This is a genomic window from Streptomyces sp. WM6386 (assembly GCF_000972385.1).
In the GTDB taxonomy this organism is placed as follows: Bacteria; Actinomycetota; Actinomycetes; order Streptomycetales; family Streptomycetaceae; genus Streptomyces.
In genome coordinates, this window is record NZ_JXTE01000051.1 from 16,546 (window position 1) to 43,358 (window position 26,813).

Genomic DNA, 26,813 nt, shown 5'->3' on the forward strand with positions numbered 1-26,813 from the left:
AAAATTCGGCACAAAATGTCCAGAGGCCCTGTCGGGAAACTTTCGCAACAGGTCAAGTAGCCTGTGCCGACCACCGCCGCTCCAGCGGCAGTTGGGCCCCTGCAGAAGGAAGAACGGTCATGGTCGCTGCCCCGGTTCTGGAGGAGCTGCGGGAGGTGGTCCAGCCGCAGGCCAAGCTGGCCAGCCGCAACGGTGAGCACTGGGCGGGCCGGCTGTACATGCGGCGCGTGTCGCTGCGGTTCACCCGGCAGCTGGTGCGGACGCGGGTCACGCCGGACCAACTGACCTGGACCATGGTCGTGTTCGGGGTCGCCTCGGGGGCCGCGCTGATGATTCCGGGGCTCACCGGTGCCGTACTGGCCGTGGTGTGCATGCAGTTGTTCCTGCTCTTCGACTGCGTGGACGGGGAAGTCGCGCGCTGGAAGGGGCAGAACAGTGCGGGTGGGATCTATGTCGACCGGCTGGGTGCCTATCTGGCCGACGCGGCGCTGATGGCGGGGGCGGGGTATCGGGCGGCCGAGTCCGGGGCCGGGGGGTGGCTGTCCGTCGGGGTCGCCACCGCGTTGGGGGTTGTGCTGCTGAAGGCGTCCACCGATCTGGTGGATGTGGCCCGGGCGCGGCGGGGGCTCGGGGTTGTCGACGACGAGGCGACGCGGCCGCGGTCGCAGGGGGTGGCGTCGGTACGGCGACTTGCCGCCGCGTTCAAGATTCACCGGGTGACGAATGGGATCGAGGCGTCGCTGGTTCTGCTGGTTGCCGCGGTCGCGGATGAGGTCACCGGCGGTATCGAGCCGACTCGGTGGGTACTGGGTGCGTTGGCTGTCATCACGTGGGTGATGGTGCCGGCGCATCTGTTGTCGATCTTGTCGTCGTCGCGATTGCGCTGAGCGGCTGCCGTCATCGGTGGTTGGCTGACTGCTGCGCCGTCGTGGCTTGTCGCGCAGTTCCCCGCGCCCCTGACGGGGCGCTGCAGGACCCGGCGGAAACAAGAAAGGCCGGTCGGATGTTCCGACCGGCCTTTTCCTTACGTTTGTTGCCTTGCTCAGTCCGTGCCCAGCTCCATCGCCGCCCTGTCCAGCAGCGCGTCCTCCTCGGAGACCTCGCCCCGCGAGGCGATGACCTGGGCGCCGCCTTCCGGGAGTTCCGGCATGGTGCCGATGAGGCCCGTCGCCGCCGCCTGGGAGGCGCCGATGGTGGGGCTGCCGGTGCCGATGAGGCCGAGGCCCGCGTACTGCTCCAGCTTGGCGCGGGAGTCGGCGATGTCGAGGTTGCGCATGGTCAGCTGGCCGATGCGGTCGACGGGGCCGAAGGCCGAGTCCTCGGTGCGCTCCATGGAGAGCTTGTCGGGGTGGTACGAGAACGCCGGGCCCGTGGTGTCGAGGATCGAGTAGTCCTCGCCCCGGCGCAGGCGCAGGGTGACCTCGCCGGTGACGGCCGCGCCGACCCAGCGCTGGAGCGACTCGCGGATCATCAGCGCCTGCGGGTCCAGCCAGCGGCCCTCGTACATGAGCCGGCCGAGGCGGCGGCCCTCGTTGTGGTACTGGGCGAGGGTGTCCTCGTTGTGGATCGCGTTGACGAGGCGCTCGTACGCGGCGTGCAGGAGGGCCATGCCCGGCGCCTCGTAGATGCCGCGGCTCTTGGCCTCGATGATCCGGTTCTCGATCTGGTCGGACATGCCCAGGCCGTGGCGGCCGCCGATGGCGTTGGCCTCCAGGACCAGGTCCACGGCGGAGGCGAACTCCTTGCCGTTGATCGTGACCGGGCGGCCCTGTTCGAAGCCGATCGTCACGTCCTCGGTGGCGATCTCGACCGACGGGTCCCAGAACTTGACGCCCATGATCGGCTCGACGGTCTCGAGGCCGGTGTCCAGGTGCTCCAGGGTCTTGGCCTCGTGGGTGGCGCCCCAGATGTTGGCGTCGGTGGAGTACGCCTTCTCCGTGGAGTCCCGGTACGGCAGCTGGTGGGCGACCAGCCACTCGGACATCTCCTTGCGGCCGCCGAGCTCGGTCACGAAGCTCGCGTCCAGCCAGGGCTTGTAGATCCGCAGGTGCGGGTTGGCGAGCAGACCGTAGCGGTAGAACCGCTCGATGTCGTTGCCCTTGTACGTCGAGCCGTCGCCCCAGATCTGGACGTCGTCCTCGAGCATCGCCCGGACCAGCAGCGTGCCGGTGACGGCACGGCCGAGCGGGGTGGTGTTGAAGTACGCCCGGCCGCCGGAGCGGATGTGGAACGCGCCGCAGGTGAGCGCGGCCAGGCCCTCCTCGACGAGTGCGGCGCGGCAGTCGACCAGGCGCGCGAGCTCGGCGCCGTAGGCCTTGGCGCGGCCGGGCACCGAGGCGATGTCGGGCTCGTCGTACTGGCCGATGTCGGCCGTGTACGTGCACGGGACGGCGCCCTTGTCACGCATCCACGCGACCGCGACGGAGGTGTCGAGGCCGCCCGAGAAGGCGATGCCGACGCGCTCGCCGGCGGGCAGGGAGGTGAGGACCTTGGACATAGGAAGATTATGCATCGGAACGCATGGTCATGCAAACCCCGGTGGTGAGTGGCGCCCGTCACTCTCCCGCGACCGAGCGCCAGATGCGTTCCGGCAGGATCCGCGCCGCCTCGTCGAGGTCGACGTCGTCGATACCGGACAGCCGGCGCCGGGCGACGCCGATCACCGGCCCCATCACCAGCGACTCGATCAGCCCGAGAGGAAGCGGTGCCAGCTCTCCCGACTCGACGTGCAGCTGGATCCACGCGGTCATCGGCGACAGCCTCGCCTCCTGGGCGTCACGGAGTTCCCGGCCGTTGGCCATGCCGCGGCGGTCGGCCATGGGGGAGTGGAGGAGCAGCGCCGCGTCGTGGTGTTCCTGGACGAATCTCAGGTACGCGGCCACGATCGCGCGGATGCCGGTGCGTGCGGTACGGGTCCCTTGTACCGCCGTGACCAGCTCGCCCAGCATGCGGCCCAGCCAGCGGTTCATCAGTGCGTCGGTCAGGCCGTTCAGGCTGCCGAAGTGGTGGTAGAGGCTGCCGAGGCTCACGCCGCTGGCCTGGGTGATCGCGTTGACGGTCAGGCCCTGCTCGCCCGCCTCCGCGTACACGCGCAGCGCGGCGTCGAGAAGCAGCTCGACCGTGGCCTCGCCGCGTTGTTGCTTGGGGCTCATCGGCGTCAGCGTAGAGCAGCTGTCGTTCTAGAGTGAATTTCTAGAAAACTCCTCCAATTTTTCCCCCGACTGGTCCAGACTGATCGCTGCCGGACGTGCGCGTCCGCCCGTATCCGGGGGGAACGGGCGGGCCGCCGCCGGTCTTACGGGGAGTGCCCTACTGGCCGTTCACCCGCAGCAGCAGCTTGCCCGTGCTCGACCGCGTCCCCATCAGCCGGTGCGCCTCCGCCGCCTCGGCCAGGCCGAACTCGGCGGTGACGGGGAGCGTGACGGTTCCGTCGGCGACCTTCGCGAAGGCCCGCTCGGTGAGTGCCCGCAGCTCGTCCGGCGCGGTCTGGGCGAGGGTGAGGATGGAGAAGCCGCCGACGGTCACGCCGTACGGGAACAGCTCGGGCTGCCCGACGCTCCATGGCTGGGCGCCGCTCGCGTTGCCGAAGGAGACGAGGCGCCCGAAGGGGGCGAGGGCGGCGAGTGAGGCGCGGAAGGTGTCGCCGCCGACGGGGTCGAGGGCGAGGTCGACGCCGCGGCCGTGGGTGGATTCCTGTACGGCCTTCTCGAAGTCGCCGACGAAGACCTCGTCGTAGGAGCCGTGCTCCTTCGCGAACGCGGCCTTCCCCAAGCTCGACACGACCCCCAGGACGGTGGCCCCGGCCGCCTTCGCCAGCCGGCCCGCGACCGTCCCGACACCGCCGGCGGCACCCTGTACGAGGACCGTCTCGCCGGGCTGGAGCCGGCCTACGGAATGGACGAGCGCGTACGACGTCGGCAGCACGGTCGGCAGGGTCGCGGCGGTGCGCAGACCGACGCCGGAGGGCACCGCGAAGACGGTGGCCACGTCCGCGACGACGACCTCGGCATAGGCGCCGCCGGCGGTCAGCGCGGCGACCTCCTGCCCGACGGCGAGCCCGGTGACGCCCGCGCCGAGGGCCCGCACGCGCCCGGAGACCTCCAGCCCCGGCCGGAAGGGAAGTGACGGCACCCGGTACCCGGTCTCCCTCGCCTTCAGATCGGCGAAGTTGATCCCGGCGTACGCCACGTCGACGCTCACCTGCCCGGGACCGGGCTCGGGGACGTCCACCTCGACGACCTCGAGGACCTCGGGACCGCCGTGTTCCTGGATCTCGACCGCGCGCATGCCACACCTCGTCCGGAGAGTGTTCAATGAAAAGCGAACACTCACGAGTGTATGGTTTTCATCGAACACTCTGCAAGCAGCCACTCGGCAAGGGGCGCACGGAAGGACCACGCACCATGGCCACCACCAGTCATCGCGCCGCCCCCGAGCACACCCACCCCGACGACGTGCCCGTCCTGACGGCGCTCGCGGCGCTCGCCGACCCCGTACGCGTGCAACTGGTACGGGAGTTGGCCGCCTCCGCCGACTGGTCGCGCAGCTGCGGCACCTTCGACGTGCCGGTCGGCAAGGCGGCCAAGAGCCATCACTTCGCGGTGCTGCGCGCGGCCGGGCTCATGGAGCAGCGCGACGAGGGGCCCAAGCGGGTCAACCGGCTGCGGCGGGAGGAGTTCGACGCCCGTTTCCCGGGGCTGCTGGCGCTGGTTCTGCGCGAGGATGTCGTTTCCTGACCCGTTGTGAACCGTTTGGCCCGCTCCGGCGTCACAGTGGCATGACGAACCTCAGGTGGATCGCGGCGGCCGTCGCCACTGCCGGTGTGGTGGTGGGGGCAGCCCTGTACATCGACGAGCTGGAGACCGGGCACACCGACGGCGGCCTGCTCGACGCCCCCCGGGAAAGCGCCTCGGTCAAGAAGGCGAGCGCTCCGGCCGAGGACCGGTGTGTCGGCACGGTCCCGGTGCCCCCGGACGCCGACCCCGAGGAGACCCCGCTGGACCGCAGCCTCACCCGCATCGACAAGCTGGCCGCGGGCGAGCACTCCGCCGTCTACACCGGCATGGGGGTCGACGAGGACAAGAACGCCGCCGACATCTGGCGCATCCCCTCCGACGCCTTCGACGCGGCCGTCTGCGCCGCCGCCGAGAAGGGCGTGAAGCTACGGCTGCACTCCGCCGACGTCGACCGCGGGACCCTCGAAGCCCTCGCCGAGCGGATCAGCGAGGACATGTACCGCTGGGACGGCACCTTCCAGCTGCGTCAAGTCGGCGTCGACGAGCGGGGGTTCGTACGTGTGGGCGTCGACGACCCGAAGACGGCCGAACCCCTCGTGGAGAAGGAGTTCGGCCCCCGGTACATCAAGGTGGAGTACGTCACGCAGGCTCACGCCGACGTCGGCTGATCCGCCCGCCGCAGCACCGCGTACAGCCCCGCGCTCACCGCGAACCCGACCAGACAGGTGATGTCGCCGAACGACGGCCACTGCTCCGGCACCCATCCGACGTACTTCTCCTGGTTGGAGAAGAGCGGCACGGACACCACGATGCCGGTCAACAGGGCCGCGATACCCGGCCAGTTGGCGAAGGAGCGGTCGCTGATCCGGAGCGACAGCACCTCGTCCGGCGTCCGCGCCTGCCGCCACCGCTCGACCAGCACCACCCCGAGCCACGGCCCCACCCAGTACGCGATCACCAGCAGGAACGCCTCGTAGGCGTGCCCCGCGTCCGCCAGCGACGTCCACGCCGCCGCCGTACCGGCGAGGCCGCACAGCACGACGATGGCGCCCCGGCCGAGCCACGGCGGGAGCTTCAGACCCAGCGAAGTGATGGACATGGCCGAGGAGTAGACGTTCAGGGCGTTCGCGGAGACCGCGCCGAGGATGATCGCCAGCAGTACCAAGTGGCTGAGCCAGCTGGGGAGATGGCCGGTGAAGGCGGCCGTAGGGGTGGCGCCCTCGGGGGCGACGATCGTCGCCGAGGCCGCGCCGATCACCGACACGACCGCGATCGACACGAAGAGACCGACCGCCGGGTACAGGACCGTCCGGAAGCGGTTCGCCGTGCGCGGGAGGTAACGGGAGTAGTCCGAGGCGCCCGGGTTCCAGCCCGCCGCGTAACCCCAGGCCGTGCTGAACGCCAGCAGGAAACCGCCGATGCCGCCGCCCGCGCCGGAGCCGCCCAGGTCGGCCTCCTTGAAGGTCCACACCCCGGCCAGCAGGAAGACCACCGCGAGGGCCGGGAAGGCGTACTTCTCGAAGGCGTGGACGAAGTTGTGGCCGACGAAACCGATCACGATCTCGGCGGCGACCACGACCAGCAGGGAGGGGAGCGGCCGCAGGTCCGTCAGCGTGTTGAGGGCGAAGGCCGCGCTCACACTGTTCACCGCGAACCAACCGACGCCCGCGACGAGGGCGTTGACGCCCGACGGCAGCAGATTCCCCCGGTAGCCGAAGGAGAAGCGGCCGATCGCCATCTGCGGAACACCGAACCGCGGACCGTCCAGCGACAGGATCCCCTGCGTCAGCGCGCCCAGCGCCGTGCCCAGGAGCAGGGCCGCGGTCGCCTGCCAGAAGCTCAGACCGAAGAAGAGGACCGAGATCACGCCGATGTAGACGGTCGCGAACTTGATGTTCGGAGAGGCCCACGTCCACAGCAGCTGGAGCGGGCTGCCGTGGCGCTCGGAGTCCGGGATCGGTTCCGAGCCGGCCGTCTCGACGGCGATGACCTTGTCACCGTATGCGGGGGCGATGGCCGTGGCGGAGCCGGCCGGAGCAGTCGTCATGCGAGGTAAGTGTCCGGTTCCGGGCGGTCGCGGCCCAGAGGCGCACTGTCCGCTTCGGGAGCCTCACCGGCGTACAACCTGCACGCATCGGCGCCACCGATGGGGGCATCGGCAGGACACCCCACTGGCGCGTGGACCAGCACCGATGCCCGCTCGTAGCGTCGGGGACATGACCTCAGAGAGCAAGGGCACAGAGACCAGGGGCATCGCCCAGCTGACGACCGCGATGGTGCTCTCCGGCACCCTCGGCGTCTTCGTCGTCGAGTCGGGCGCCTCGCCGTTCAACGTCGTCTTCTTCCGCGTCCTGTTCGGCGCCCTCGCGCTCGGCGGCTATGTCATCGCCCGCGGCTGGCTCCGCGACCACGGCTTCACCCCGCGCACCCTCGGACTCGCCGTCCTGGGCGGGGTGTTCATCGTCTTCAACTGGGTGTTCCTCTTCCAGTCGTACGAGAACACGTCGATCTCCGTCGCGACGGTGGTCTACCACACCCAGCCGTTCTACGTCGTAGTGCTGGGCGCCCTGCTCTTCCGCGAGCGGCTGACGGCCGCCAAGGTCGGCTGGATCGCGCTGGCCTTCGCGGGCCTGACCCTCGTATCGGGCGTGACACCAGGGGACTTCACCAGCGGCGGCACCTATCTCCTCGGCGTCGGACAGGCGTTGCTCGCCGCCCTCCTCTACGGGCTGTCCACCCTGGTCACCAAGCGCATTACCGGCGTACGCCCCCACCTCATCGCCCTCGTCCAAGTCCTGGTCGGCATCCCGCTGTTGCTCCCCTTCGCCGACTTCGGCGCGATGGCCGGCGCGGGCGCGGACTGGGGCTGGCTGGTCGGGCTCGGGTTCATCCACACGGGCGTCATGTACGTCCTGATGTACGCCGCCTACGCCCAGCTGCCGGTCTCGAAGATCGCCGTACTCGCCTTCGTCTACCCGGCCGTCGCGATGGTCATGGACTGGGCGGTGTACGGCCACCACATCGGCCTCGTGCAGTCGCTGGGCGTCCCGCTGATCGTGCTGGCGAGCCTCAAGGTCACCCTGGCCCGCGATCCCCGGGTCGTCACGTCCCGTCGTACGACGTCTGCTCCCGCACCAGCCGCACCGCAGCCTCGATGAACAGGGTCAGATGGCGTGGCAGGCGCTTCCCCGCCCGCCACGCCACCTGCGTGTACAGCTGGAACGGCGGCTCCCACGGCAGCTCGACCAACGCCCCGGACGCCAGCTCCGCGTCCACCGTCACCCGGGGCAGCAGCGCGACACCGAGACCGCCCGCCACACCCCGCTTGGTCGCCTCGATCGTGCCGAACTCCATGAAGGGCGGCGGGGATCCGGTGCGGTGCACGAGCTCGGACTCGAAGAGGTCGCGGTAGGGGCAGCCGGGTTCGGTGCCGACGAGCTGGACCTCGGTGAGGTCCTCCGTCTTGAGCGTGGGGGTCCGCATGGCGAGGGGATGGCCGGGCGCGGCGACCAGGACCAGCGGCTCCGGCGCGAGCACCCTGCTCTCCAGCCCCGCGTGCCCGGTCTCCGGCTCCATCAGGAAGCCCACGTCGTACGTGCCCTGCCGCAGAGCCTGCCGGGTCTCGTCGCCCAGCGTCGTGCGCAGGGAGAGCCGGACCTTCGGATGGCGGTGGTGGAAGAGCTCCAGGAGCGGCGGCAGCCGGTAGGAGGTCAGCGACTCCATCGTGCCGACGGCGAGCGTGCCCGAGGGTTCCTCCGCGTCGACGACCGCCGCGCGGGCCTCCTCGCTCAGCTCGATGATCTGGCGGGCGTACGGCAGCAGCCGCTCACCGGCCTGTGTCAGCCGGATGCGGCTGCCGAGCCGGTCGAAGAGCGGGGTGCCCAGGGAATCCTCCAGGGCGCGGATCTGGCTGGTCACGCTGGACTGCGCGTAGTTCAGCTCGGCCGCGGCCCGGGTGAAGCTCAGGACGGTCGCGACCTTCTCGAAGGTGACGAGCAGCCGCAGCTCCATCAGCCGTCCTTGGAGCCGTCCTCGCCGCGCTCCTTCTTCTCCTCGCCCAGGGACTTCAGGAAATCGGGGTTGTCGTCGGGGGCGACCCACTGGCCGCGCCCGCCCCGCTCCCGCACACCGGACCAGCCCTCGGCCGCAGGGCTGCGCTTCTTGCCCGCGATCAGCCACGAGATCGAGCCGACGAGCGGGAACAGCAGCACGAGGATGGCCCACAGCGGCTTGGGCATGTGGCGGACGTCCTCCTCCTTCGTGCTGATGCAGTCGATGAACGTGTACACGCTCAGCGCCAGTGGGACGAGGAACATCAGCACCCGGAGCATGGGTCCTCTCCAGCGAAACGGTCGACGGGCCGGGGGCACGGCCCCCGGGTTCAGGCCCAGGGTAGCCGCTCGGGGATACTTGACCCCATGGCTTACGACGATCTTCGCTCGCTGCTCAGGGCCCTGGAGCGCGAGGGCGACCTCAAGCGCATCAAGGCCGAGGTGGATCCGTACTTGGAGGTCGGGGAGATCGTCGACCGGGTGCAGAAGTCCGGGGGTCCGGCGCTGCTCTTCGAGAACGTGAAGGGCTCCGCGATGCCCCTCGCGATGAACGTCTTCGGGACCGACCGGCGGCTGCTGAAGGCGCTGGGCCTGAAGTCGTACGCCGAGATCTCGGAGAAGATCGGCGGCCTGCTGCGGCCCGAACTGCCGCACGGCTTCGTGGGGGTGCGCGAGGCCTTCGGGAAGCTCGGTGCGATGGCGCACGTGCCGCCGAAGAAGGTGAAGTCCGGGGACGCGCCGGTGCAGGAGGTCGTCCTCACCGGCGACGACGTCGACCTGGACCAGCTCCCCGCCCTCTTCACCTGGCCGCAGGACGGCGGCTCCTTCTTCAACCTGGGCCTGACCCACACCAAGGACCCGGAGTCCGGGATCCGCAACCTCGGTCTGTACCGGCTCCAGCGCCACGACAAGCGCACGATCGGCATGCACTGGCAGATCCACAAGGACAGCCGCAACCACTACCAGGTCGCGGCGCGGCGGGGCGAGCGACTTCCGGTCGCGATCGCCTTCGGGTGCCCGCCGGCCGTGTCGTACGCCTCCACCGCGCCGCTCCCCGGCGACATCGACGAGTACCTCTTCGCCGGCTTCCTCGCGGGCAAGCGGATCGAGATGGTCGACTGCAAGACGGTGCCGCTCCAGGTGCCGGCGCAGGCGGAGGTCGTGATCGAGGGCTGGCTGGAGCCGGGCGAGATGCTGCCCGAGGGCCCCTTCGGCGACCACACGGGGTTCTACACCCCGCAGGAGCCGTTCCCGGCGCTGAAGATCGACTGCGTGACGATGCGGAAGCGGCCGCTGCTCCAGTCGATCGTGGTGGGCAGGCCCCCGACGGAGGACGGCCCGCTGGGCAAGGCGACGGAGCGCTTCTTCCTCCCCCTGCTGAAGATCATCGTCCCGGACATCGTGGACTACCACCTGCCCGAGGCGGGCGGCTTCCACAACTGCGCGATCGTCTCGATCGACAAGAAGTACCCCAAACACGCCCAGAAGGTGATGCACGCGATCTGGGGTGCCCACATGATGTCCCTCACCAAGCTGATCGTGGTGGTCGACTCCGACTGCGACGTCCACGACCTTCACGAGGTCGCGTGGCGCGCCCTCGGCAACACGGACTACGCGCGCGACCTCTCGGTCGTCGAGGGTCCGGTCGACCATCTCGACCACGCCTCCTACCAGCAGTTCTGGGGCGGTAAGGCGGGGATCGACGCGACGAAGAAGTGGCCCGAGGAGGGCTACACCCGTGACGGAGGCTGGCCCGACATGGTGTTGTCCGACCCGGAGACGGCGGCGACGGTCGACCGACGCTGGAAGGAATACGGACTGTGAGTTCAGCTTCAGCCGCGATCCCGCAGCCGGGACGCACCAAGGCGTTCCTGCGCCTGGTGATGATCGAGCACTCGGTCTTCGCGCTCCCCTTCGCGTACATCGCCGCGCTCACCGCGATGTTCCAGATGGACAGGAACATCCACTGGGGCCGGCTGCTCCTGGTGACGATCTGCATGGTCGGCCTGCGCACCTTCGCGATGGCCGTCAACCGGATCATCGACCGCGAGATCGACGCGCGGAATCCCCGGACAGCCCAGCGCGAGCTGGTGACCGGCGCGATGTCGGTGCGCCACGCCTGGACGGGGGCGCTGGTCGCGGTCGTGGTCTTCCTGGGCTCGGCGGCCCTGCTGAACCCGCTCTGCCTGGCCCTGGCCCCCGTCGCGGTGATCCCGATGGTGGTCTACCCCTACGGCAAACGGTTCACGAACTTCCCGCAGGCCATCCTGGGCCTCGCCCAGGCCATGGGCCCGGTCGGCGGCTGGCTGGCCATCACCGGCGAGTGGTCCTGGGACGCGGTGATCCTCGGCCTCGCGGTCGGCATCTGGATCGGCGGCTTCGACCTGATCTACGCCTGCCAGGACGTGGAGACCGACCGCGAGATCGGTGTCATGTCGGTCCCGGCCCGCTTCGGCATCCCGGCGGCGATCTGGGGCGCCCGCGTGTGCCACGCGCTGACGACGGCGCTGCTGCTCTGGTACGCGGTGGCCACGGACGCGGGCGGGTTCTTCTGGTTCGGCCTGATGATCGTCGCCGCCGCGTTCGTGTACGAGCACAACATCGTCCGCCCGACTGATCTGTCCCGGCTGAACAGGGCGTTCTTCAGCGTCAACGGGTTCATCGGGATCGCCCTGTTCGTGTGCGCGCTGCTCGATCTGCTGGTGCGCGGCCTCACGGTGTGAGCGCAGGGGCGGTGGCGCGGCGCCGGAACACGAACGCCGCCGCCACGCCCGCGACCAGGCCCAGCAGATGCCCTTGCCAGCTGACCCCCGTCTGGGTCGGCGCCAGGCCCGTCAGTATCGAGCTGCCCCAGACGGCACCGACGAGCAGGCCGGCCAGGACGCCGAGCAGTCGTCGCTCCACGAAACCGCTGACCAGCAGGAAGCCGAAGAGGCCGAAGATCAGGCCCGAGGCGCCGGCGGTGTTGGTGCGGTCGGGGGCTATGAGCCAGACGCCCAGCCCGTCGGCCACGATGACCAGCGCGCAGACCGCGAGGAAGCGGCGGATGCCGCCGAGGGCCGCGAGGAAGCCTATGACCAGCAGCGGGACGGTGTTCGCCGCCACGTGGGCCCAGCCGAAGTGGATGAACGAGGCCGGGACCACGTCGATCAGTTCCGAGGGCTCGCGCGGCACGATGCCGAAGTCGTCCAGCGCGTGGCCGCTCACCACGTCCACGACTTCCAGCAGCCACAGCAGCGCGACCCAGCCCAGCATCAGCTTGGCCGCGGTCCGCGCACGGTCGCCTCGCGACTGCTCCAGCCCGGTACCGGACATGGCAACCCCCAATCCCCTCCGGAGAACGGCCAGACCCCCTTGACCGGTTCCCACCCTGCGACGCCGGATAGGCTCGGGGGTGTGAACCCAGCCAAGCCAGGAGAGACACGGCGTACGCCTTGGATCGTAGGGGTGTCCGGCGCTTCCGGCACCCCGTATGCCGCGTCCGTGCTGCGCGCGCTCCTCGACGCCGGCGAGAGCGTCGACCTGGTCGTCAGCCGGGCCTCGCGGCTCACGCTGCTGGACGAGACGGGGATCTCCTTCAGGGACGCGCACTGGCAGGACGACCTGCGGGAATGGCTGGCCAGGGGGGCCGACGGCAAGCCGGGAAGCTTTGCCATCGACGCCGGTATCGAGCGGGTGCGGTACTGGGCCGCCGGGGACCTGGCCGCGGGGCCGTCCTCGGGGTCGTATCCCGTCAAAGGGATGCTGATCGTGCCCGCCTCGACCGGCTGTGTCGCCGGTGTCGCCCTCGGGCTCTCCAAGGACCTGCTGCAGCGTGCGGCGAGCGTGACCCTCAAGGAGGGGCGCAAGCTGGTGGTAGCCGTTCGGGAGACCCCGCTGAACGGTCAGACGCTCCGGCACCTGGTGACCCTGGACGACGCGGGCGCCACCGTGGTGCCTGCCTCGCCCGCCTTCTACGCGGGGGCGACGCACATCCAGGACCTGGTGGACTTCGTCGCCGGACGGGTCCTCGACGCGGCGGGCGTCGAGCACCGGCTCTACCGCCGCTGGAAGGGCGAACTAGGCGGCGGGACCCACACGACGTGAACGCCGTCTGAGCACGTCGCAGCAGGTCAGCAGTACCTCTCATCACTTCGGGAACTTTTCAGCGGAAGGCTTCGATCGCATGGACGCGGTGGACAGGCAGCTCATCCAGGCCCTGAGGGAGAACGGCCGGGCCTCCTACGCGGAGCTGGGGCGCCTCGTCGGTCTGTCGGGACCCAGTGTCACCGACCGCATCAACCGGCTGGAGGCGGCCGGCGTCATCACCGGTTACCGCGCCACCGTCGACTCCGCCTCGCTCGGCCTCGGCGTCACCGCGCTGATCGGCATCTCCCTCTCCGACGCCACCGACCACGAGGACGTGGCCCGCCGGCTCAAGGACCTCGGCGAGATCGAGGACTGCTGGTTCATCGCCGGCGACGACTCGTACATGCTCAAGGTGCGGGCAGCCGATGTCGACGGCCTGGAGAAGACCATCCGGCGGCTCAGCGGCACGAAGGGCGTCTCGCGGACCCGTACCACCATCGTGCTCTCCACGAAGTGGGAGAACCGGGTCGGAGAGCTTCCCGAAGAGGCGTAGACGTACGGTTGGACAGGTCGTCGGAGAAAGGTTGTGACATGGACGTCGGGCTCAGGCGCGAGCTGGAGGAGAAGGTACGGGCGGGCGTTCGCCTGACCCGCGAGGACGGCATCGCGCTCTACGCGTCGGACGACCTGGCCTGGCTCGGCGGACTCGCGCACGAGGTGCGGACGCGGAAGAACGGCGACGTCGTCCACTTCAACGTCAACCGCCATCTCAACATGACCAACGTGTGCACGGCGTCCTGCGCCTACTGCTCCTTCCAGCGCAAGCCGGGCGAGAAGGACGCGTACACGATGCGCATCGAGGAGGCGGTGAAGCTCGCCAAGGCGATGGAGGGCGAGAACCTCACCGAGCTCCACATCGTCAACGGCCTGCACCCGAACCTGCCGTGGCGCTACTACCCGCGGTCCCTGCGGGAGCTGAAGGCCGCGCTGCCGAACGTCTCGCTGAAGGCCTTCACGGCGACCGAGATCCACCACTTCGAGACGATCAGCGGGCTGTCGGCGTCGGAGATCCTGGACGAGCTCATCGACGCCGGTCTGGAGTCCCTCACCGGCGGTGGCGCCGAGATCTTCGACTGGGAGGTCCGCCAGCACATCGTGGATCACCGGACGCACTGGGAGGACTGGTCGCGCATCCACCGCCTGGCGCACGAGAAGGGGCTCAAGACCCCGTCCACCATGCTCTACGGCCACATCGAGGAGCCGAAGCACCGGGTGGACCACGTGCTGCGCCTGCGTGAGCTCCAGGACGAGACCGGCGGCTTCCAGGTCTTCATCCCGCTGCGCTACCAGCACGACTTCGTCGACGTGAAGGACGGCAAGGTCCGCAACCGCCTCCAGGCACGCACGCAGATGGCGACCGGCGCGGAGGCGCTGAAGACCTTCGCGGTCTCCCGTCTGCTCTTCGACAACGTCCCGCACGTCAAGGTCTTCTGGGTCATGCACGGCGTCCAGACCGCCCAGCTGGCCCTCCAGCACGGTGCGGACGACATGGACGGTTCGGTCGTCGAGTACAAGATCACCCACGACGCGGACAACTACGGCACGCCGAACAAGCTGACGCGTGAGGACCTCCTGGACCTGATCCGGGACGCCGGATTCCGGCCGGTGGAGCGGAACACGCGGTACGAGGTGCTTCGCGAGTACGACGGTCCTGATCCGGCGCGTAGGGAGTCCCCTCAGCCGATGCGGGTGTGAGGGCGCCGTATTCGACTGCGCGACCAGCCCCCACCGCCCCGCACTCGGCATGAGTCCGATCGCCCCCCGGCGGGTACCCGGCCCTCATGGCGTCCGAGGACGAATACACCGCCGAGCCCTTCCTCCCTGAGAACCCGGGGAAGGCGACGCTCACCGCCCTGCGCCGGGCGGCGGCCGACTGCCAAGGCTGCCCCCTGCACCGGGACGCCACCCAGACCGTCTTCGGCGAGGGCGGCGCGGACGCCCGCGTCATGCTCGTCGGCGAGCAACCCGGCGACCAGGAGGACCGGCAGGGGAAGCCTTTCGTCGGGCCCGCGGGCAAGCTGCTCGAGCGGGCGCTCGCCGAGGCCGGTATCGACCCGGCGGACGCGTATGTCACCAACGCCGTGAAGCACTTCAAGTTCACGCGGGCCGAGCCCCGCAAGCGGCGTATCCACAAGGCCCCCACCCTCCGTGAGATGACCGCCTGCGGCCCGTGGCTGGAAGCCGAACTGAGCGTTGTGGAACCGGAGTTGATCGTGGTCCTCGGCGCCACCGCGGGCAAGGCGCTGCTCGGTTCGTCGTTCCGGGTCACGCAGGAGCGGGGGGCCGTTCTGGAGCGGGAGATCCACGGCCGCGAGGAGCGGCTGGTCGCCACCGTGCACCCCTCCTCCGTCCTGCGGTCCGAGGACCGCGAGGCCGCCTACCAGGGGCTCGTCTCCGATCTACGGGTGGCGGCCCGCGCTCTGGGGTGATCGGAGGCCGTTTTAGACTCGTGGCCCATGGAGCTCACGTACCGCTTGGACCCCGACCTCACCCCCGCCCTCCTCGACGAGCTGACCCACCTGTGGCTGGCCGTGAACAACGCCGGTGGGGCGGTCGGGTTCGTCGGTACGACGACGTATGACGAGGTACGTCCGGACGTGGAGCGGTACGCGGAGTCGACCGCGGCGGGGAGGCACCGTCTTCTGGCCGGGTTCGACGCGCAGGGGCGGCTGCGGGCGACCGCCTTCTTCGGCTTCAGCACGCACCGCCTGCAGAGCCACTACGCCTGGCTCTACACGGTCATGGTCGACCCCGCCGTCCAGGGCGGCGGCCACGGCCGGTCCCTGCTGGCGGAGGTCGAGACGCACGCCCGCGGCTTCGGCCTGGAGGCGCTGAAGCTGACCTGCCGGGGCGGCCTCGGCCTGGACCGGTTCTACGCGTCCGCCGGGTACAAGGAGGTCGGCCGGGTGCCGGGCGGGCTGCGGGTGTCCGCGGACGACTACCGGGACGACATCATGATGTGGCTCCCGCTGACCTGACACCCGCTGCAAGATCGGGTACCGGGCGTGCTTCACTGGAAGGCACCCTTGGGGAACTTTCAGCCGGAACGGAAGAGTGGATTGAGATGCTCCGCTACACACTGATGCGCCTCGGGATCTTCGTGGGCTGCCTCGTGGTCGTCTGGGGCCTCGTCTACGCCGGTGTCGCCCCGCGCGGCCTCGGCGACTCCAACGGCATGTGGATCGTCCTGCTCTCCCTGGTGATCTCCGCGCCCATCAGCTTCGTGGCCCTCCGCAAGGAGCGCGACCGGGCCTCCGTCCAGATCGTCCAGAAGGTCGACCGCGCCAAGGCGAACCTGGAAGCCAACCGCAACCAGGAGGACTCAGCCGACGACACGGCGCGTGCGCAGGGCCAGACGACCTAGGGCCTCCCCGGCGGATCATGTCGGCGTCGCGGGGTCTGGTGCGCACTCCCCCACTGCCTTAAAGGCGTGGGGGACCCCCAGCCGCGTTGTCGTCAGAAGCCGACGCTCCGCGTCGACTCCCTCCTCCGCCTTGCAGCTGCACGCACCAGACCCCGCTCGGCTCGGTCGCAAGGCACTGCCTCCTGCGGCCGACCTGATCCGCCGGGCAGGCCCTAGTCTTGCCCCTATGGGTGCAGTGAAGACCAAGCGGATGCCGCGCGCGGTCCGTGAACAGCAGATGCTGGACGCTGGCGTGGAGACCTTCGGGCGGCGTGGGTACATGGCCGCCTCGATGGATGAGATCGCCGAACTCGCGGGTGTCTCCAAGCCGTTGGTCTATCTGTACCTGAACTCCAAGGAAGACCTCTTCACCGCCTGCATCCGCCGGGAGGCGCTCGCGCTGACCGAGGCGGTGCGCTCCGGGGTCCGTACCGACCAGCCCGCGGACCGCCAACTCTGGGACGGGCTGCTGGCGTTCTTCACGCACACCGGACAGAAGCCGGACGCCTGGTCCGTGCTGCACCTGCAGGCCCGTACCCACGGTGAACCCTTCGCCGCCGAGGTCGCCGCGATGCGCGAGGAGATCGTCGCGTTCGTGACGCAGTTGATCGTCGTCGCCGCGCGGGATGCCCTCCCCCACCCTCGACTTCGCTCGTGCGGGGGGACCCCCATCGATCCCGACCTGCCCGAACGCGAGGTCGCCGGGCTCGCCGAGGCCCTCGTCGGCGCCGCGGAGTCCCTCGCCGCGTGGGCCAACGCCACCCCGGGCGTCACCGCCAAACAGGCGGCGCTGACGCTGATGAACTTCGCGTGGGCCGGGCTGGGGAATCTGATGGAGGGCCGGCCCTGGGCCCTTCAGGGCGTCAGCGGATAGACGCTTCCGGAGACGTGGAGCCGGCCTCCACCGCCCCGCAGCTCGAACCGCTCGCCCTGCGCCGCGTAGGTCACCGCCCCCGGCAGCAGCACCGGCGCCCTGAACTCCGCCCGCACCAACGCCGCTTGGGGAACACCGTGCGCGGCGAGACACCGGGCCACCGTCCACATGCCGTGCGCGATGGCCCGAGGGAAGCCGAAGAGGCGGGCGGTGAGCGGGTGGAGGTGGATGGGATTGCGGTCACCGGACGCGGCGGCGTAACGCCGGCCGACGTCCCCGGCGAGACGCCACTCGGCCACCGAGGGGAGCGAAGCGCCCTTCTCGACAGGGGCGGTGCCTTCGCCGGACGTCGAGCCGTGCCGCGCCAGATACGTGCTCCGCGACTCCCATACGACGTCGTCGCCGACCCGCACCTCGGTGACGACCCCCGCCTCCGTGCCGCGCCTATGCGGCGCCAACCCGTCGACGTACACGGTGAGTTCGTGTTCCGCGGTGGCGGCGAGCGCCCGGCGCTGAGTGATCGCGATCGACGTATGGACGAGACCGAGCAGCGGCAGTGGGAAGTCCCGCGCGCTCATCAGCCGCATGGCCAGCGGAAACCCGAGCACATGCGGATACGTCACCGGCAGTGCGTCGTCGCCGGTGGCGAAACCGCAGACCCGCTCGTAGGCCGCCAGCCGTGCCAGGTCCACCCGCAGCGCGGGCAGGAGCAGCCGGGTGCGCGGGAACTCGGCGTCCGGGCGGGGCCGTTTGACGGCGGAGAGCAGGGCGCCGCGGGCGAACAGGGGCGCGAGGGCGGGCGGCCGGGTGAGGACGACGGTCACTACGCCCCCAACAGGCTCTGGCCGCAGACCCGTACGACCTGCCCGTTCACCGCGCCCGACGCCGGATGCGCGAGCCACGCGGTGGTCTCGGCGACGTCGACGGGCAGCCCGCCCTGGGCGAGGGAGTTCATCCGGCGGCCCGCCTCACGGATGAGGAGGGGCACGGCGGCGGTCATCCTGGTCTCGATGAACCCGGGAGCGACGGCGTTCACGGTCACCCCGTGCTCGGCGAGGGCGCGGGGGGCGAGCGACCGCACCAGACCCACGACCCCCGCCTTGCCGGCGCCGTAGTTGGTCTGCCCCGCGTTCCCGGCGAGCCCGGCGATGGAGGCGGTGGCGACGATCCGGCCGGCCGGCCTGAGGGTGCCCGCGGCCAGCAGCGCGTCCGTCGTACGCAGCACACTCGCGAGGTTCACGTCGAGGACCGAACTCCACCGGTCCGCAGACATGTTGACGAGACGACGGTCCCGGGTGATTCCGGCGTTGTGGATCAACACGTCGAGCCCGTCCGGTAGTTCGGCGGCGATCCGCTCGCCCGCGTCGGCGGCGGTGATGTCGAGCGCGAGGGCCCTGCCGCCGAGCTTCTCCGCGAGCCTCAGAGCGTCCTCCTCGGCCTGCGGTACGTCGAGTACGACGACCTCGGCCCCGTCCCTGGCCAGCGTCTCGGCGACGGCCGCGCCGATGCCCCGGGCGGCGCCGGTGACGAGGGCGGTGCGGCCGGCGAGGGGCTGGTCCCGGTCGACGGTCACGTCCTGGGCCGTCCCCGTCACCTCGATGACCTGACCGCTGACGTAGGCGGACCTGGGGGAGAGGAGGAAGCGCAGGGTGGACTCGGCGGCGCCCCGGTCGGTGAGCCGTACGAGGTTCACGGTCCTGCCCCGCCCGATCTCCTTGCCGAGCGAGCGCGTGAAGCCCTCCAGTGCCTGCTGGGCGGCGGCCTGGTGGTGGTCGGCGGGGTCGAGGGGCGCGCCGAGCACGACGATGCGGCCGCTCGCGGCGACCGACCGCACCACGGGGTGGAGGGCCGCGTGGACGTCGGCGAGGCCGTCGACGTCCCGTACGCCGGTGGCGTCCAGGACGACGGCGGAGGAGCTGCCGACGGAGGAGGGGGCGGGCTTGCCCGCGGTGAGGTGGAGGACCTCGCCCCCCGCGAGCCCGGGCTGCTCCGGCGACCAGCGGCGCAGCGCCGAGGGCTGCGGCAGCCCGAGTCCGCGGGTCAGGAAGCGGCCGGGCGCGGTGCCGGTGAAGCTCAGATAACGGTCGGCCATTGCCGTCTCCCCACTCGGTCCCACCTCTTTATCAGCCTTCTTACTCTGGAGTAAGGTTACCGCAGGTAAGCCTACGTCACGCATGAGGAGCAGGTCGAGATGAGCCCCCTTCAGGTGCCCGTGGCCCGGCGGGTCGCGATCATCGGCGGCACCCGCGTGCCCTTCGCCCGCTCGGACGGCCCGTACGCCACCGCCTCGAACCAGGAGATGCTGACGACGGTCGTGAACGCACTGGTGGAGCGCCATGGCCTCCAGGAGCCGGGTGCGGTGGGCGAGTTCATCGCCGGCGCGGTGCTCAAGCACAGCCGCGACTTCAACCTGGCCCGCGAGACGGTCCTCGGCTCCGAGCTGGCCCCGACGACCCCGGCGTATGACATCCAGCAGGCCTGCGGCACCGGCCTGCAGGCCGTCATCGCCGCCGCCAACAAGATCGCGCTCGGCCAGACCGAGTCGGCGATCGCGGGCGGCGCGGACACCGCGAGCGACGCACCGCTGGGCGTCAACGACCAGCTGCGACGGATCCTGCTGGAGGCGCGCAGGGCGAAGTCACCGGGCGCCCGGCTCAAGGCGCTCGCAGGGGTGCGCCCCCGCCACCTCGTCCCTGACATCCCGCGCAACGCCGAGCCCCGCACCGGCCTGTCGATGGGCGAGCACGCGGCGGTGACGGCCCGCGCCTGGGGTGTCTCCCGCGAGGTCCAGGACGAACTGGCGGCGACGAGTCACCAGCGACTGGCGGCGGCGTACGAACGCGGCTTCTTCCAGGACCTGGTGGTGCCGTTCCGGGGCCTGGACCGTGACCAGAACCTGCGGCCGGACTCGACGGCGGAGAAACTCGCCGCGCTGAAGCCGGTGTTCGGCCTCGACGGGCCCAACCCGACGATGACGGCCGGGAATTCGACGCCCCTCACCGACGGAGCGGCGGTCGTGCTGCTGGCCTCGCAGGAGTGGGCTTCGGCGCGCGGGCTTGAGCCGCTGGCGTACCTGTCGACGTACGAGACGGCGGCCGTCGACTTCGTGAAGGGCGAGGACGGTCTGCTGATGGCACCGGCCTACGCGGTGCCGCGCATGCTGGAACGGTCCGGTCTCGCCATGGCCGACTTCGGACTCGTGGAAGTCCATGAGGCCTTCGCGTCACAGGTGCTGGCCACGCTGGAGGCGTGGGAGAAGGCGGGGCTGGACCCGGTGGACCGCGAGCGGCTGAACGTGACGGGCTCGTCGCTGGCCACGGGGCACCCCTTCGCGGCGACCGGGGCGCGAATCGTCGCGACGCTGGCAAAGTCGCTCGCGGAGCGCGGGGGCCCGGGCCGGGGCCTGATCTCGGTGTGCGCGGCGGGTGGGCAGGGGGTGACGGCGGTGCTGGATCGGCCGTGACGGGGGTGCTGGATCGGCTGTGACGGGGTGCTGGATCGGCCGTGACGGCGGTGTTGGGACTGCCGTGACGGGGTGCTGGAACGGCTGTGACCGGCGGCCGACCGGGCGTGGGCGGGGACCGACCTGGCGTAGGCGATGGCCAGCCGACTTGCTCACCCGCCCGTAGCTGACAAAGGTTCATATTGCGGGAGAGGTTGCACAGACCCGGCCCCGGAGCATCCCCGAACCCACACGAACTCGCCACCTGCACCTCCTAGGATCGCCGATCTAACTGCCGGTAACCCCCCCATATCCGCCCACCACCGGTGAACGCCCAGGTACGCACGGCGCGTACCTATGCAGCAGAGCGGTATCCAGCTGCGCGCCTCAGGAGCTGCCCATGTCCTCGTCCCTCCCTTATGTCTCCGCGACCGACTACGACGGCGCGCCCGTGCTCGTGGAGCCGGAGATCAAGCGACTGGACGGCGAGGTCCGGGAGGTGTCCGTACCGCCGGTCGTGCCGCCCGTGACACACGGCTCGCTGGCCGACCTGCCCTTCGACAACGCGGCCGCCGCTCCCCAGGACCGGGTGCTCAGCCGCCGTGCGGAGGACGGCAGTTGGTCGGATGTGACGGCGGCGGAGTTCGCGGCTCAGGTGCTGGCGCTGGCCAGGGGCCTGGTGGCGGAGGGGCTCCAGCCGGGTGACCGTATCGCCGTCATGGCCCGCACGATCTACGAGTGGACGCTGCTGGACTTCGCCGCATGGGCGGCAGGCCTGGTGACGGTTCCCGTCTACCCGACCTCCTCGGTCTTCCAGACCCGCTGGATCCTCCAGGACTCGGGCGCTGTGGCACTGGTGACGGAAACCGTCGCCCAGGCTTCTGCCCTCGGCCCCGAACTCAACCGCCTGCCCGACCTGCGCCATCTGTGGGTCGTGGAGAAGGGCCATGTGGAGCGGCTGGCGGAGCTCGGCCAGCCGGTCTCCGAAGCGGAGATCGACGTACGCCGGGGCATGCTGGGCCCCGACACCCTGGCCACGGTCATCTACACCTCGGGCACGACCGGCCGCCCCAAGGGCTGCGCGATCTCGCACGGCAACTTCCTGGCGGAGGTCGACAACGCGATCGAGATCCTCCACCCGGTGTTCAGGTCCCGCTCGGACGAGGAGCTGGCGACCCTCCTCTTCCTCCCCATGTCCCACGTCTTCGGCCGCATGGTGGCGATCGCGTGCATCCGGGCCCGGGTCCGCCTCGGCCACGCACCGAGCCTGAAGTCGGAGGACCTGCTCGGCGACCTGGCCAGCTTCAAGCCCACCTTCCTCCTGGTCATCCCGTACATGCTGGAGAAGGTCTTCAACAGCGCCCGGGCCAAGGCGGAGACAGGCGGCAGGGTCTCGGCCTTCGACCGCGCGGTGAACGTGGCCGTCCGCCACGGCGAGGCGACGGAGGCCCGCCAGGCGGGCACCGGCAGCGGCCCGGGCACCGCGCTCAAGGCGGCCCGCACCTTCTACGACCCCCTCGTCTACCGCCGGATCCGCAACGCCATGGGCGGCCGGGTCCGCCACATCATCAGCGGCGGCTCACCGCTGGGCCGCAACCTCCACGCGTTCTTCGCGGGCGCGGGCATGGAGATCTACGAGGGATACGGCCTGACGGAGTCCACGGGCGCGGCCACGGTCACCCCGCCCCTCAAGTCCCGTCTGGGAACAGTGGGTTGGCCCCTGCCCGGCACCCGGGTCCGCATCGCGGCGGACGGCGAGATCCTGCTGGCCGGCGGCCAGATCTTCCGGGGCTACTGGGACCCGAACGCGGGCGGCGTGACCCCGGCGTCGTCCGACGGCTGGTTCGCGACCGGCGACATCGGCAGCCTGGACGACGAGGGCTACCTCACCATCACCGGCCGCAAGAAGGAACTCCTGATCACGGCAGGCGGCAAGACGGTCGCCCCGGCCCCCCTGGAGAACTGGCTCCGCCAACACCCCCTGGTCTCCCAGTGCATGGTGGTGGGCGACCGCCGCCCCTACGTAGCCGCCCTGATCACCCTCGACATGGAGGGCATCACCCACTGGCGCCGCATGAACGGCAAACACCCCGTCCCGGCGGAACTCCTCGCCGACGACGACGAGTTGCGAGCCATCCTCCAACGCGCGGTGGACGAGGCGAACAAGCTGGTGTCGAGACCGGAGTCGATCCGCCGTTTCGTGGTCCTGCCGAGGGACTTCACGGAGACGGAGGGCCATTTGACCCCGTCGATGAAGCTGAGGCGGGAGACGGTGATGGGGGACTTCACGGCGGAGATCGAGGGCCTGTACACCCGCTGAGGGGGGCCGGGGCGCCAGTCGGTGAGAGCGATTGGCAGATCTGTCCCGCACCGAACTCCGCCCACCTGCGCTTTTGCCGCCGGGGCTCCGGACAGATCTGCCAATCGCGGACATGTCGGCGCCGGGCGGCCGCTACCGTCCTGGCATGGGGCGGGAAGCGGAGCGGGTTGCGGCGGGTGGGGAGCGGGCGGTCGGGGTCGGGGGTGATGCCAGGGCCGTGGTGACCGGGGACTGCTTGTCCGCAAACACCTTCTCGACGACCCCGACCATGAGGTGCGCGAGTCCGCCCTGACCGACCTGTGCGGATACCGCAGCCACGAGGCCACCACGTGGGAGCTGGTACGCGACCGGCTGCAAACGACCCGGAAGAGACTGTTCGGGCGGAGGCGCTGCGGGTGACGAGGTACTACCGAGGCGCGGCCGACATCAGGGCCGTGATCCGTGTCCGTGCGGTCGAAGACCCCCATTCATGGGTTCGAGAGGTGGTGCTCGCACTGTTGGCCACGACGGCTGGAGACGATGACGCCACCGGCGAGTTCTTCGGGACCCGGGCAGCCCACGATCCCGATCCCAGGATCCGAGCCGGCGCCCTGCGCTGGTGGGCCGTGCACGAGACGGAGGAGAACGGCGCCGCGTTCCTGCGGGACCGGGCTGTCACCGACCCCGATGCCTTGCCGCGCATCGCAGCCCTCCAGTCCCTCGCCTACGGCTGGCCCGCCGACCCGGCCACGGCCCCACAGTTACGGGAGCGGGCCGAGGCGGACGAGGACGAGGGTGTACGTACGGAGGCGACCCGGTCCCTGGCAGCGGCGGTGGCGCTAGCGCCGGTCGCCGGTCAACTCCCCTGACAGGAAGGCGGACCAGGCAGCAGGGGAGAGGGCCACACGAGGGCCGACGGGTTGCTTGGAGTCGCGGAGGTGAACCGTGGCGGGAGTGAGGGCGACCTCCAGGCACTCGCCTCCCTCGCCGTCGCTGTAGCTGGACTTGAACCAGGTGAGCTGCTCGTTGGTCATAGCTCCTCCAGCTTCTGCTCGATCAACTTCCGGCTCTCCGAGGGGGACACTGCCATCGCTCGCATGATCCCATAGCGGTCCGCGATCTTCCGGACCTCTTCTGGATCGGTGATCAACCGGGGGTGCCCCTGCGTTTCTGTATACGCCACCTGCCCATGGCCCTTGGGCACCAATAGGTTGAACCCGCTTCCAGGGTTGGGATGTTCCTCCACCACCGTCGGCATCACCTGGATCTCGACGTTCTGCATCTGTCCCACGCTCAGCAGGCGTCGAAGCTGGTCCGCATGCACGCGCCTTCCGCCGATGGGGCGGTCCAGCACAACCTCTTCGAGGACATAGCTCACGATCGGCGCGGGCCGACGCTCGAAGACCTGCTGCCGTGAGAGCCGGTCTGCGACCCGCCTCTCGATCGTCGCCTCATCGAGGAACGGCCGCCGTTTCGCGAACACGACGTGCGCGTGATCCTCGGTCTGCAACAGCCCCGGGACACCGTTGTTGGCATAGAAGTGCAGCTCAACCGCCTCCGCCTCCAACCCCGCACAACTCCGATACCACTCCGGATGCCGAGTCCGGACCTTGGTCATCGCCTCCCTCACTTCGGGAATGGCCTCCTTCAACAGGCCCCCGGCGTCCAGGATCTCGTCGGCCTGCTCCAGGACCTCCGGACGGATCACCCGTACGCCGCGCTCCATGGCGGAGATCATTTCGGAGCCGTACCCCAACAGCTTCCCGAACTCCTTCTGGGTCAGCCCCTTCCGCTCCCGCAGCAGTTTGAGCATCTTGCCCAGCGCGGTGAACAACCCGGTCGCCCCGTCGACTTCGGCCGGTGTCTCCGGCCTGCACTCGTCCACAGATGGGCATTGGACCACCCTCCCGCTCGACTGCTCGTACTCCGGACCGACGGCACACGTACAGCCAGCTACTCAGAGTCGCCGCGTCGGACCTGGTCAGCGTAAATACAAGTTCGCCACTCTCTGTGATGTGAACGCCGACATCTCCACCCACCTCCCCGCCACCCCGCGCGGCGCCCGCCAGGCCCGTCACCTCGCCGCGATCCAACTCGCGGCCTGGGGCCACCCCCGCCACACCGAGGTCAACGCCACCGCCCAGCAGGTCGTCGCCGAACTCGCGGCCAATGCCGTCACCCACGGCAGAGTCCCCGGCCGCGACTTCGCACTGCGTCTGACGCTCACCGGCGAGGACACCCTCCGTATCGAGGTGAGCGACGCCCGAGCCGACCGCCGACTCCGTTACGTCACCGACCCGGACGCCGAGGGAGGCCGTGCTCTCATCCTCGTCACGCTCCTCTCCCAGGCCTGGGGTGTCACAGAGCGAACGGTGGGCAAGACCGTCTGGGCCGAGATCCCTCTGAAAGAACCGGAGTCATACGCCGCAACCATCACGCCCCACCGCGCGTCTCCTGATCACCACACTTAGATCACCGCAGGAGACGCATGTTCACGCGCACCACCCTCCGCCCGGCCCTCGCCACGGCCACGGCCGTGTCCCTGGCGGCCGGAGGACTGCTGGCCCTCTCCGCGGGCACCGCCACCGCCGCCACCCCGGCGAAGTACGCCGACGACTTCAACGGGGACGGCTACCGCGACTTCGCCGTGGGGGGACTCGGCGACGGCTCGGTCGTCGTGACGTACGGGACGGCGACCGGCCCCGGCACCACCACCAAGACCTTCACGCAGGCCACCGCGGGTATCCCGGGCACCCGCGGGGAAGCGGGCGGTTACGGCGATGCCTTCGGGGAGGACATGGCCACCGCGGACCTCAACCGTGACGGATACGCCGACCTCGCCGTCGCCGACTTCACCGAGAAGGTCGGTACCAAGGTGGGCGCGGGCGCGGTCACCATCCTGTGGGGTGCCAGGACCGGCCTCTCCGGCACCGGCGCGGTCCGTCTCAAGGTCACCGCCCACGCCCGCTACGGCTTCGGCAAGGCGATCGAGACCGGGGACTTCAACGGCGACGGCAAGGCCGACCTGGCGGTCGCCGACGGCATCGACACCGTCTACGTCTACCGCGGTGGCTTCGCCAAGTCCGGTACGACGGGGACGGTCACCAAGCACACCCTGGACGCCACTTTCGAGTCCACCGGCATGGTCGCCGGCAAGGTCACCAAGGACAAGGCAACGGACCTCTTCGTCCTCGGCCAGGGATACCACAACGACAAGATGACCCAGGACGTGTGGTTCCTGCGGGGCGGCTCCACCATCAAGCCCGGCAAGGTCACAGTGGTCAACAGCTCGACCCCCGACTACAGCCCGACCGGTGTCGTCGCCGACTTCGACAAGGACGGCTACGGAGACCTCGCCGTCAGCGACACGCGCTACAACAACAAGGCGGGTTCGGTGGTCGTCTGGCGCGGTGGCAGCACCGGGCCGACCACGAAGTACCGGATCACACAGGCCAGTTCGGGGGTGGCCACGGGCGCCACGACACGCGACTACTTCGGTTCCGCCCTCTCCGCCGGTGACACCAACGGCGACGGTTACCCGGACCTGGCGGTCGGCGTGCCCTCCGAGAAGGTCGGATCGATGGAGGACGCGGGCGGCGTGCACGTGCTGCGTGGCACCAAGTCCGGCGTCACCGGCACCAACTCCCAGTGGTTCACCCGCGCGACGGCGGGCGTCCCCGGCGACGCGAGTGAGTACGACCGCTTCGGCTCCCTCGTCCGCCTGCGCGACATCGACCGCGACGGCGACAAGGACCTCCTGGTGTCGAGCAACTACTACGACCCGAGCATCCTGCTGCCCGGCACGGCAGCCGGTATCACCAGCACCGATGCCAAGGAACTGCGCGTGGTGGCCGCGTTCCCGCAGTAACACCCGCCATC

At 70.1% G+C, this 26,813-nt stretch carries 29 protein-coding genes; 18 read left to right on the top strand and 11 right to left on the bottom strand.

Going from position 1 to position 26,813, the window contains the following annotated elements; all coding sequences use genetic code 11:
• Positions 1–119: 119 nt before the first annotated feature.
• Positions 120–887, top strand: coding sequence for a CDP-alcohol phosphatidyltransferase family protein (locus TN53_RS27465; protein WP_046261360.1), 768 nt, complete (start codon positions 120–122; stop codon positions 885–887).
• A gap of 155 nt (positions 888–1,042) precedes the next feature.
• On the opposite strand, the gene argG is transcribed toward TN53_RS27465, so the two are convergent.
• The 3 genes from argG to TN53_RS27480 form a co-directional block, all read right to left on the bottom strand.
• Complete coding sequence (gene argG / locus TN53_RS27470) at positions 1,043–2,497, bottom strand: argininosuccinate synthase (RefSeq protein ID WP_046261361.1); 1,455 nt, start codon at positions 2,495–2,497, stop codon at positions 1,043–1,045.
• A gap of 58 nt (positions 2,498–2,555) precedes the next feature.
• Positions 2,556–3,152: a TetR/AcrR family transcriptional regulator gene (locus TN53_RS27475; protein ID WP_046261362.1), complete on the bottom strand. Its 597-nt coding sequence runs from the start codon at positions 3,150–3,152 to the stop codon at positions 2,556–2,558.
• 157 nt (positions 3,153–3,309) lie between these two features.
• Positions 3,310–4,287 carry a quinone oxidoreductase family protein gene (locus TN53_RS27480; protein WP_046261363.1) on the bottom strand — a complete coding sequence of 326 codons (978 nt, stop codon included), beginning with the start codon at positions 4,285–4,287 and terminating at the stop codon, positions 3,310–3,312.
• Between the two features lie 116 nt (positions 4,288–4,403).
• Between TN53_RS27480 and TN53_RS27485 the strand changes: the two genes are divergently transcribed.
• Together TN53_RS27485 and TN53_RS47465 are read left to right on the top strand one after the other, a co-directional pair.
• A complete protein-coding gene (locus TN53_RS27485) occupies positions 4,404–4,736 on the top strand; it encodes an ArsR/SmtB family transcription factor (RefSeq protein ID WP_046261364.1) in 333 nt (110 codons plus the stop codon).
• A 41-nt stretch (positions 4,737–4,777) separates the two neighbouring features.
• Positions 4,778–5,404: a hypothetical protein gene (locus TN53_RS47465; RefSeq protein ID WP_046261365.1), complete on the top strand. Its 627-nt coding sequence runs from the start codon at positions 4,778–4,780 to the stop codon at positions 5,402–5,404.
• Here the strand turns inward: TN53_RS47465 and TN53_RS27495 are convergent.
• Positions 5,386–6,783 (bottom strand): purine-cytosine permease family protein, encoded by a 1,398-nt coding sequence (locus TN53_RS27495; protein WP_046261366.1) that lies wholly within the window; start codon positions 6,781–6,783, stop codon positions 5,386–5,388. The two genes, TN53_RS47465 and TN53_RS27495, sit on opposite strands and share 19 nt — an antisense overlap.
• Positions 6,784–6,952: 169 nt before the next feature.
• Here TN53_RS27495 and TN53_RS27500 point away from each other — a divergent pair, with 169 nt between their 5' ends.
• Positions 6,953–7,894, top strand: a complete 942-nt coding sequence (locus tag TN53_RS27500; protein WP_046261367.1) for a DMT family transporter — start codon at positions 6,953–6,955, stop codon at positions 7,892–7,894.
• Here the strand turns inward: TN53_RS27500 and TN53_RS27505 are convergent.
• Together TN53_RS27505 and TN53_RS27510 are read right to left on the bottom strand one after the other, a co-directional pair.
• Positions 7,839–8,747: a LysR family transcriptional regulator gene (locus TN53_RS27505; protein WP_046261368.1), complete on the bottom strand. Its 909-nt coding sequence runs from the start codon at positions 8,745–8,747 to the stop codon at positions 7,839–7,841. The genes TN53_RS27500 and TN53_RS27505 overlap by 56 nt on opposite strands.
• Positions 8,747–9,067: a PLD nuclease N-terminal domain-containing protein gene (locus tag TN53_RS27510; RefSeq protein WP_046261369.1), complete on the bottom strand. Its 321-nt coding sequence runs from the start codon at positions 9,065–9,067 to the stop codon at positions 8,747–8,749. Before TN53_RS27510 ends, TN53_RS27505 begins: the two co-directional genes overlap by 1 nt.
• A gap of 87 nt (positions 9,068–9,154) precedes the next feature.
• Here TN53_RS27510 and TN53_RS27515 point away from each other — a divergent pair, with 87 nt between their 5' ends.
• Together TN53_RS27515 and mqnP are read left to right on the top strand one after the other, a co-directional pair.
• On the top strand, positions 9,155–10,612 hold the full coding sequence (locus TN53_RS27515) for a menaquinone biosynthesis decarboxylase (RefSeq protein WP_046261370.1): 1,458 nt from the start codon (positions 9,155–9,157) through the stop codon (positions 10,610–10,612).
• Positions 10,609–11,511 (top strand): menaquinone biosynthesis prenyltransferase MqnP, encoded by a 903-nt coding sequence (mqnP, locus tag TN53_RS27520; protein WP_046261371.1) that lies wholly within the window; start codon positions 10,609–10,611, stop codon positions 11,509–11,511. Before TN53_RS27515 ends, mqnP begins: the two co-directional genes overlap by 4 nt.
• On the opposite strand, the gene TN53_RS27525 is transcribed toward mqnP, so the two are convergent.
• Positions 11,501–12,103, bottom strand: a complete 603-nt coding sequence (locus TN53_RS27525) for a rhomboid family intramembrane serine protease (protein ID WP_046261372.1) — start codon at positions 12,101–12,103, stop codon at positions 11,501–11,503. The two genes, mqnP and TN53_RS27525, sit on opposite strands and share 11 nt — an antisense overlap.
• Positions 12,104–12,184: 81 nt before the next feature.
• On the opposite strand from TN53_RS27525, the gene TN53_RS27530 reads away from it, so the two are divergent.
• From TN53_RS27530 to TN53_RS27560, 7 genes are all read left to right on the top strand, one after another.
• A complete protein-coding gene (locus TN53_RS27530) occupies positions 12,185–12,874 on the top strand; it encodes a UbiX family flavin prenyltransferase (protein ID WP_046261373.1) in 690 nt (229 codons plus the stop codon).
• Positions 12,875–12,953: 79 nt separating this feature from the next.
• Positions 12,954–13,409: an Lrp/AsnC family transcriptional regulator gene (locus TN53_RS27535; protein ID WP_046261374.1), complete on the top strand. Its 456-nt coding sequence runs from the start codon at positions 12,954–12,956 to the stop codon at positions 13,407–13,409.
• A gap of 38 nt (positions 13,410–13,447) precedes the next feature.
• Entirely contained in the window at positions 13,448–14,611 is a 1,164-nt protein-coding gene (gene mqnE, locus TN53_RS27540; RefSeq protein ID WP_046261375.1) for an aminofutalosine synthase MqnE, read from the top strand.
• Positions 14,612–14,697: 86 nt separating this feature from the next.
• Positions 14,698–15,345, top strand: a complete 648-nt coding sequence (locus TN53_RS27545) for a UdgX family uracil-DNA binding protein (protein ID WP_046261376.1) — start codon at positions 14,698–14,700, stop codon at positions 15,343–15,345.
• Positions 15,346–15,372: 27 nt separating this feature from the next.
• Positions 15,373–15,894 (top strand): GNAT family N-acetyltransferase, encoded by a 522-nt coding sequence (locus tag TN53_RS27550; RefSeq protein WP_046261377.1) that lies wholly within the window; start codon positions 15,373–15,375, stop codon positions 15,892–15,894.
• Between the two features lie 86 nt (positions 15,895–15,980).
• On the top strand, positions 15,981–16,280 hold the full coding sequence (locus tag TN53_RS27555; RefSeq protein ID WP_046261378.1) for a DUF4229 domain-containing protein: 300 nt from the start codon (positions 15,981–15,983) through the stop codon (positions 16,278–16,280).
• Between the two features lie 226 nt (positions 16,281–16,506).
• Complete coding sequence (locus tag TN53_RS27560) at positions 16,507–17,193, top strand: TetR/AcrR family transcriptional regulator (RefSeq protein ID WP_046261379.1); 687 nt, start codon at positions 16,507–16,509, stop codon at positions 17,191–17,193.
• On the opposite strand, the gene TN53_RS27565 is transcribed toward TN53_RS27560, so the two are convergent.
• A complete protein-coding gene (locus TN53_RS27565; RefSeq protein WP_095046764.1) occupies positions 17,175–18,017 on the bottom strand; it encodes a MaoC family dehydratase in 843 nt (280 codons plus the stop codon). The two genes, TN53_RS27560 and TN53_RS27565, sit on opposite strands and share 19 nt — an antisense overlap.
• Positions 18,017–19,285, bottom strand: coding sequence for a 3-oxoacyl-ACP reductase (locus TN53_RS27570; protein WP_046261380.1), 1,269 nt, complete (start codon positions 19,283–19,285; stop codon positions 18,017–18,019). Before TN53_RS27570 ends, TN53_RS27565 begins: the two co-directional genes overlap by 1 nt.
• Before the next feature lie 99 nt (positions 19,286–19,384).
• On the opposite strand from TN53_RS27570, the gene TN53_RS27575 reads away from it, so the two are divergent.
• From TN53_RS27575 to TN53_RS47470, 3 genes are all read left to right on the top strand, one after another.
• Positions 19,385–20,656 (top strand): acetyl-CoA C-acetyltransferase, encoded by a 1,272-nt coding sequence (locus TN53_RS27575; protein ID WP_046261381.1) that lies wholly within the window; start codon positions 19,385–19,387, stop codon positions 20,654–20,656.
• Positions 20,657–21,035: 379 nt separating this feature from the next.
• Positions 21,036–22,955 (top strand): AMP-dependent synthetase/ligase, encoded by a 1,920-nt coding sequence (locus tag TN53_RS27580; RefSeq protein ID WP_046261382.1) that lies wholly within the window; start codon positions 21,036–21,038, stop codon positions 22,953–22,955.
• A 497-nt stretch (positions 22,956–23,452) separates the two neighbouring features.
• On the top strand, positions 23,453–23,803 hold the full coding sequence (locus TN53_RS47470; RefSeq protein ID WP_159038208.1) for a HEAT repeat domain-containing protein: 351 nt from the start codon (positions 23,453–23,455) through the stop codon (positions 23,801–23,803).
• Here the strand turns inward: TN53_RS47470 and TN53_RS27590 are convergent.
• Positions 23,774–23,968: a DUF397 domain-containing protein gene (locus TN53_RS27590; RefSeq protein ID WP_046261384.1), complete on the bottom strand. Its 195-nt coding sequence runs from the start codon at positions 23,966–23,968 to the stop codon at positions 23,774–23,776. The two genes, TN53_RS47470 and TN53_RS27590, sit on opposite strands and share 30 nt — an antisense overlap.
• Entirely contained in the window at positions 23,965–24,819 is an 855-nt protein-coding gene (locus TN53_RS27595; protein WP_095046766.1) for a helix-turn-helix domain-containing protein, read from the bottom strand. The genes TN53_RS27590 and TN53_RS27595 overlap by 4 nt, the downstream gene beginning before the upstream one ends.
• 130 nt (positions 24,820–24,949) lie before the next feature.
• Between TN53_RS27595 and TN53_RS27600 the strand changes: the two genes are divergently transcribed.
• Both TN53_RS27600 and TN53_RS27605 read left to right on the top strand, forming a co-directional pair.
• Positions 24,950–25,405, top strand: a complete 456-nt coding sequence (locus TN53_RS27600) for an ATP-binding protein (RefSeq protein WP_046261386.1) — start codon at positions 24,950–24,952, stop codon at positions 25,403–25,405.
• Between the two features lie 17 nt (positions 25,406–25,422).
• Positions 25,423–26,802, top strand: a complete 1,380-nt coding sequence (locus tag TN53_RS27605) for an FG-GAP and VCBS repeat-containing protein (protein ID WP_052745324.1) — start codon at positions 25,423–25,425, stop codon at positions 26,800–26,802.
• Positions 26,803–26,813 lie beyond the last annotated feature (11 nt).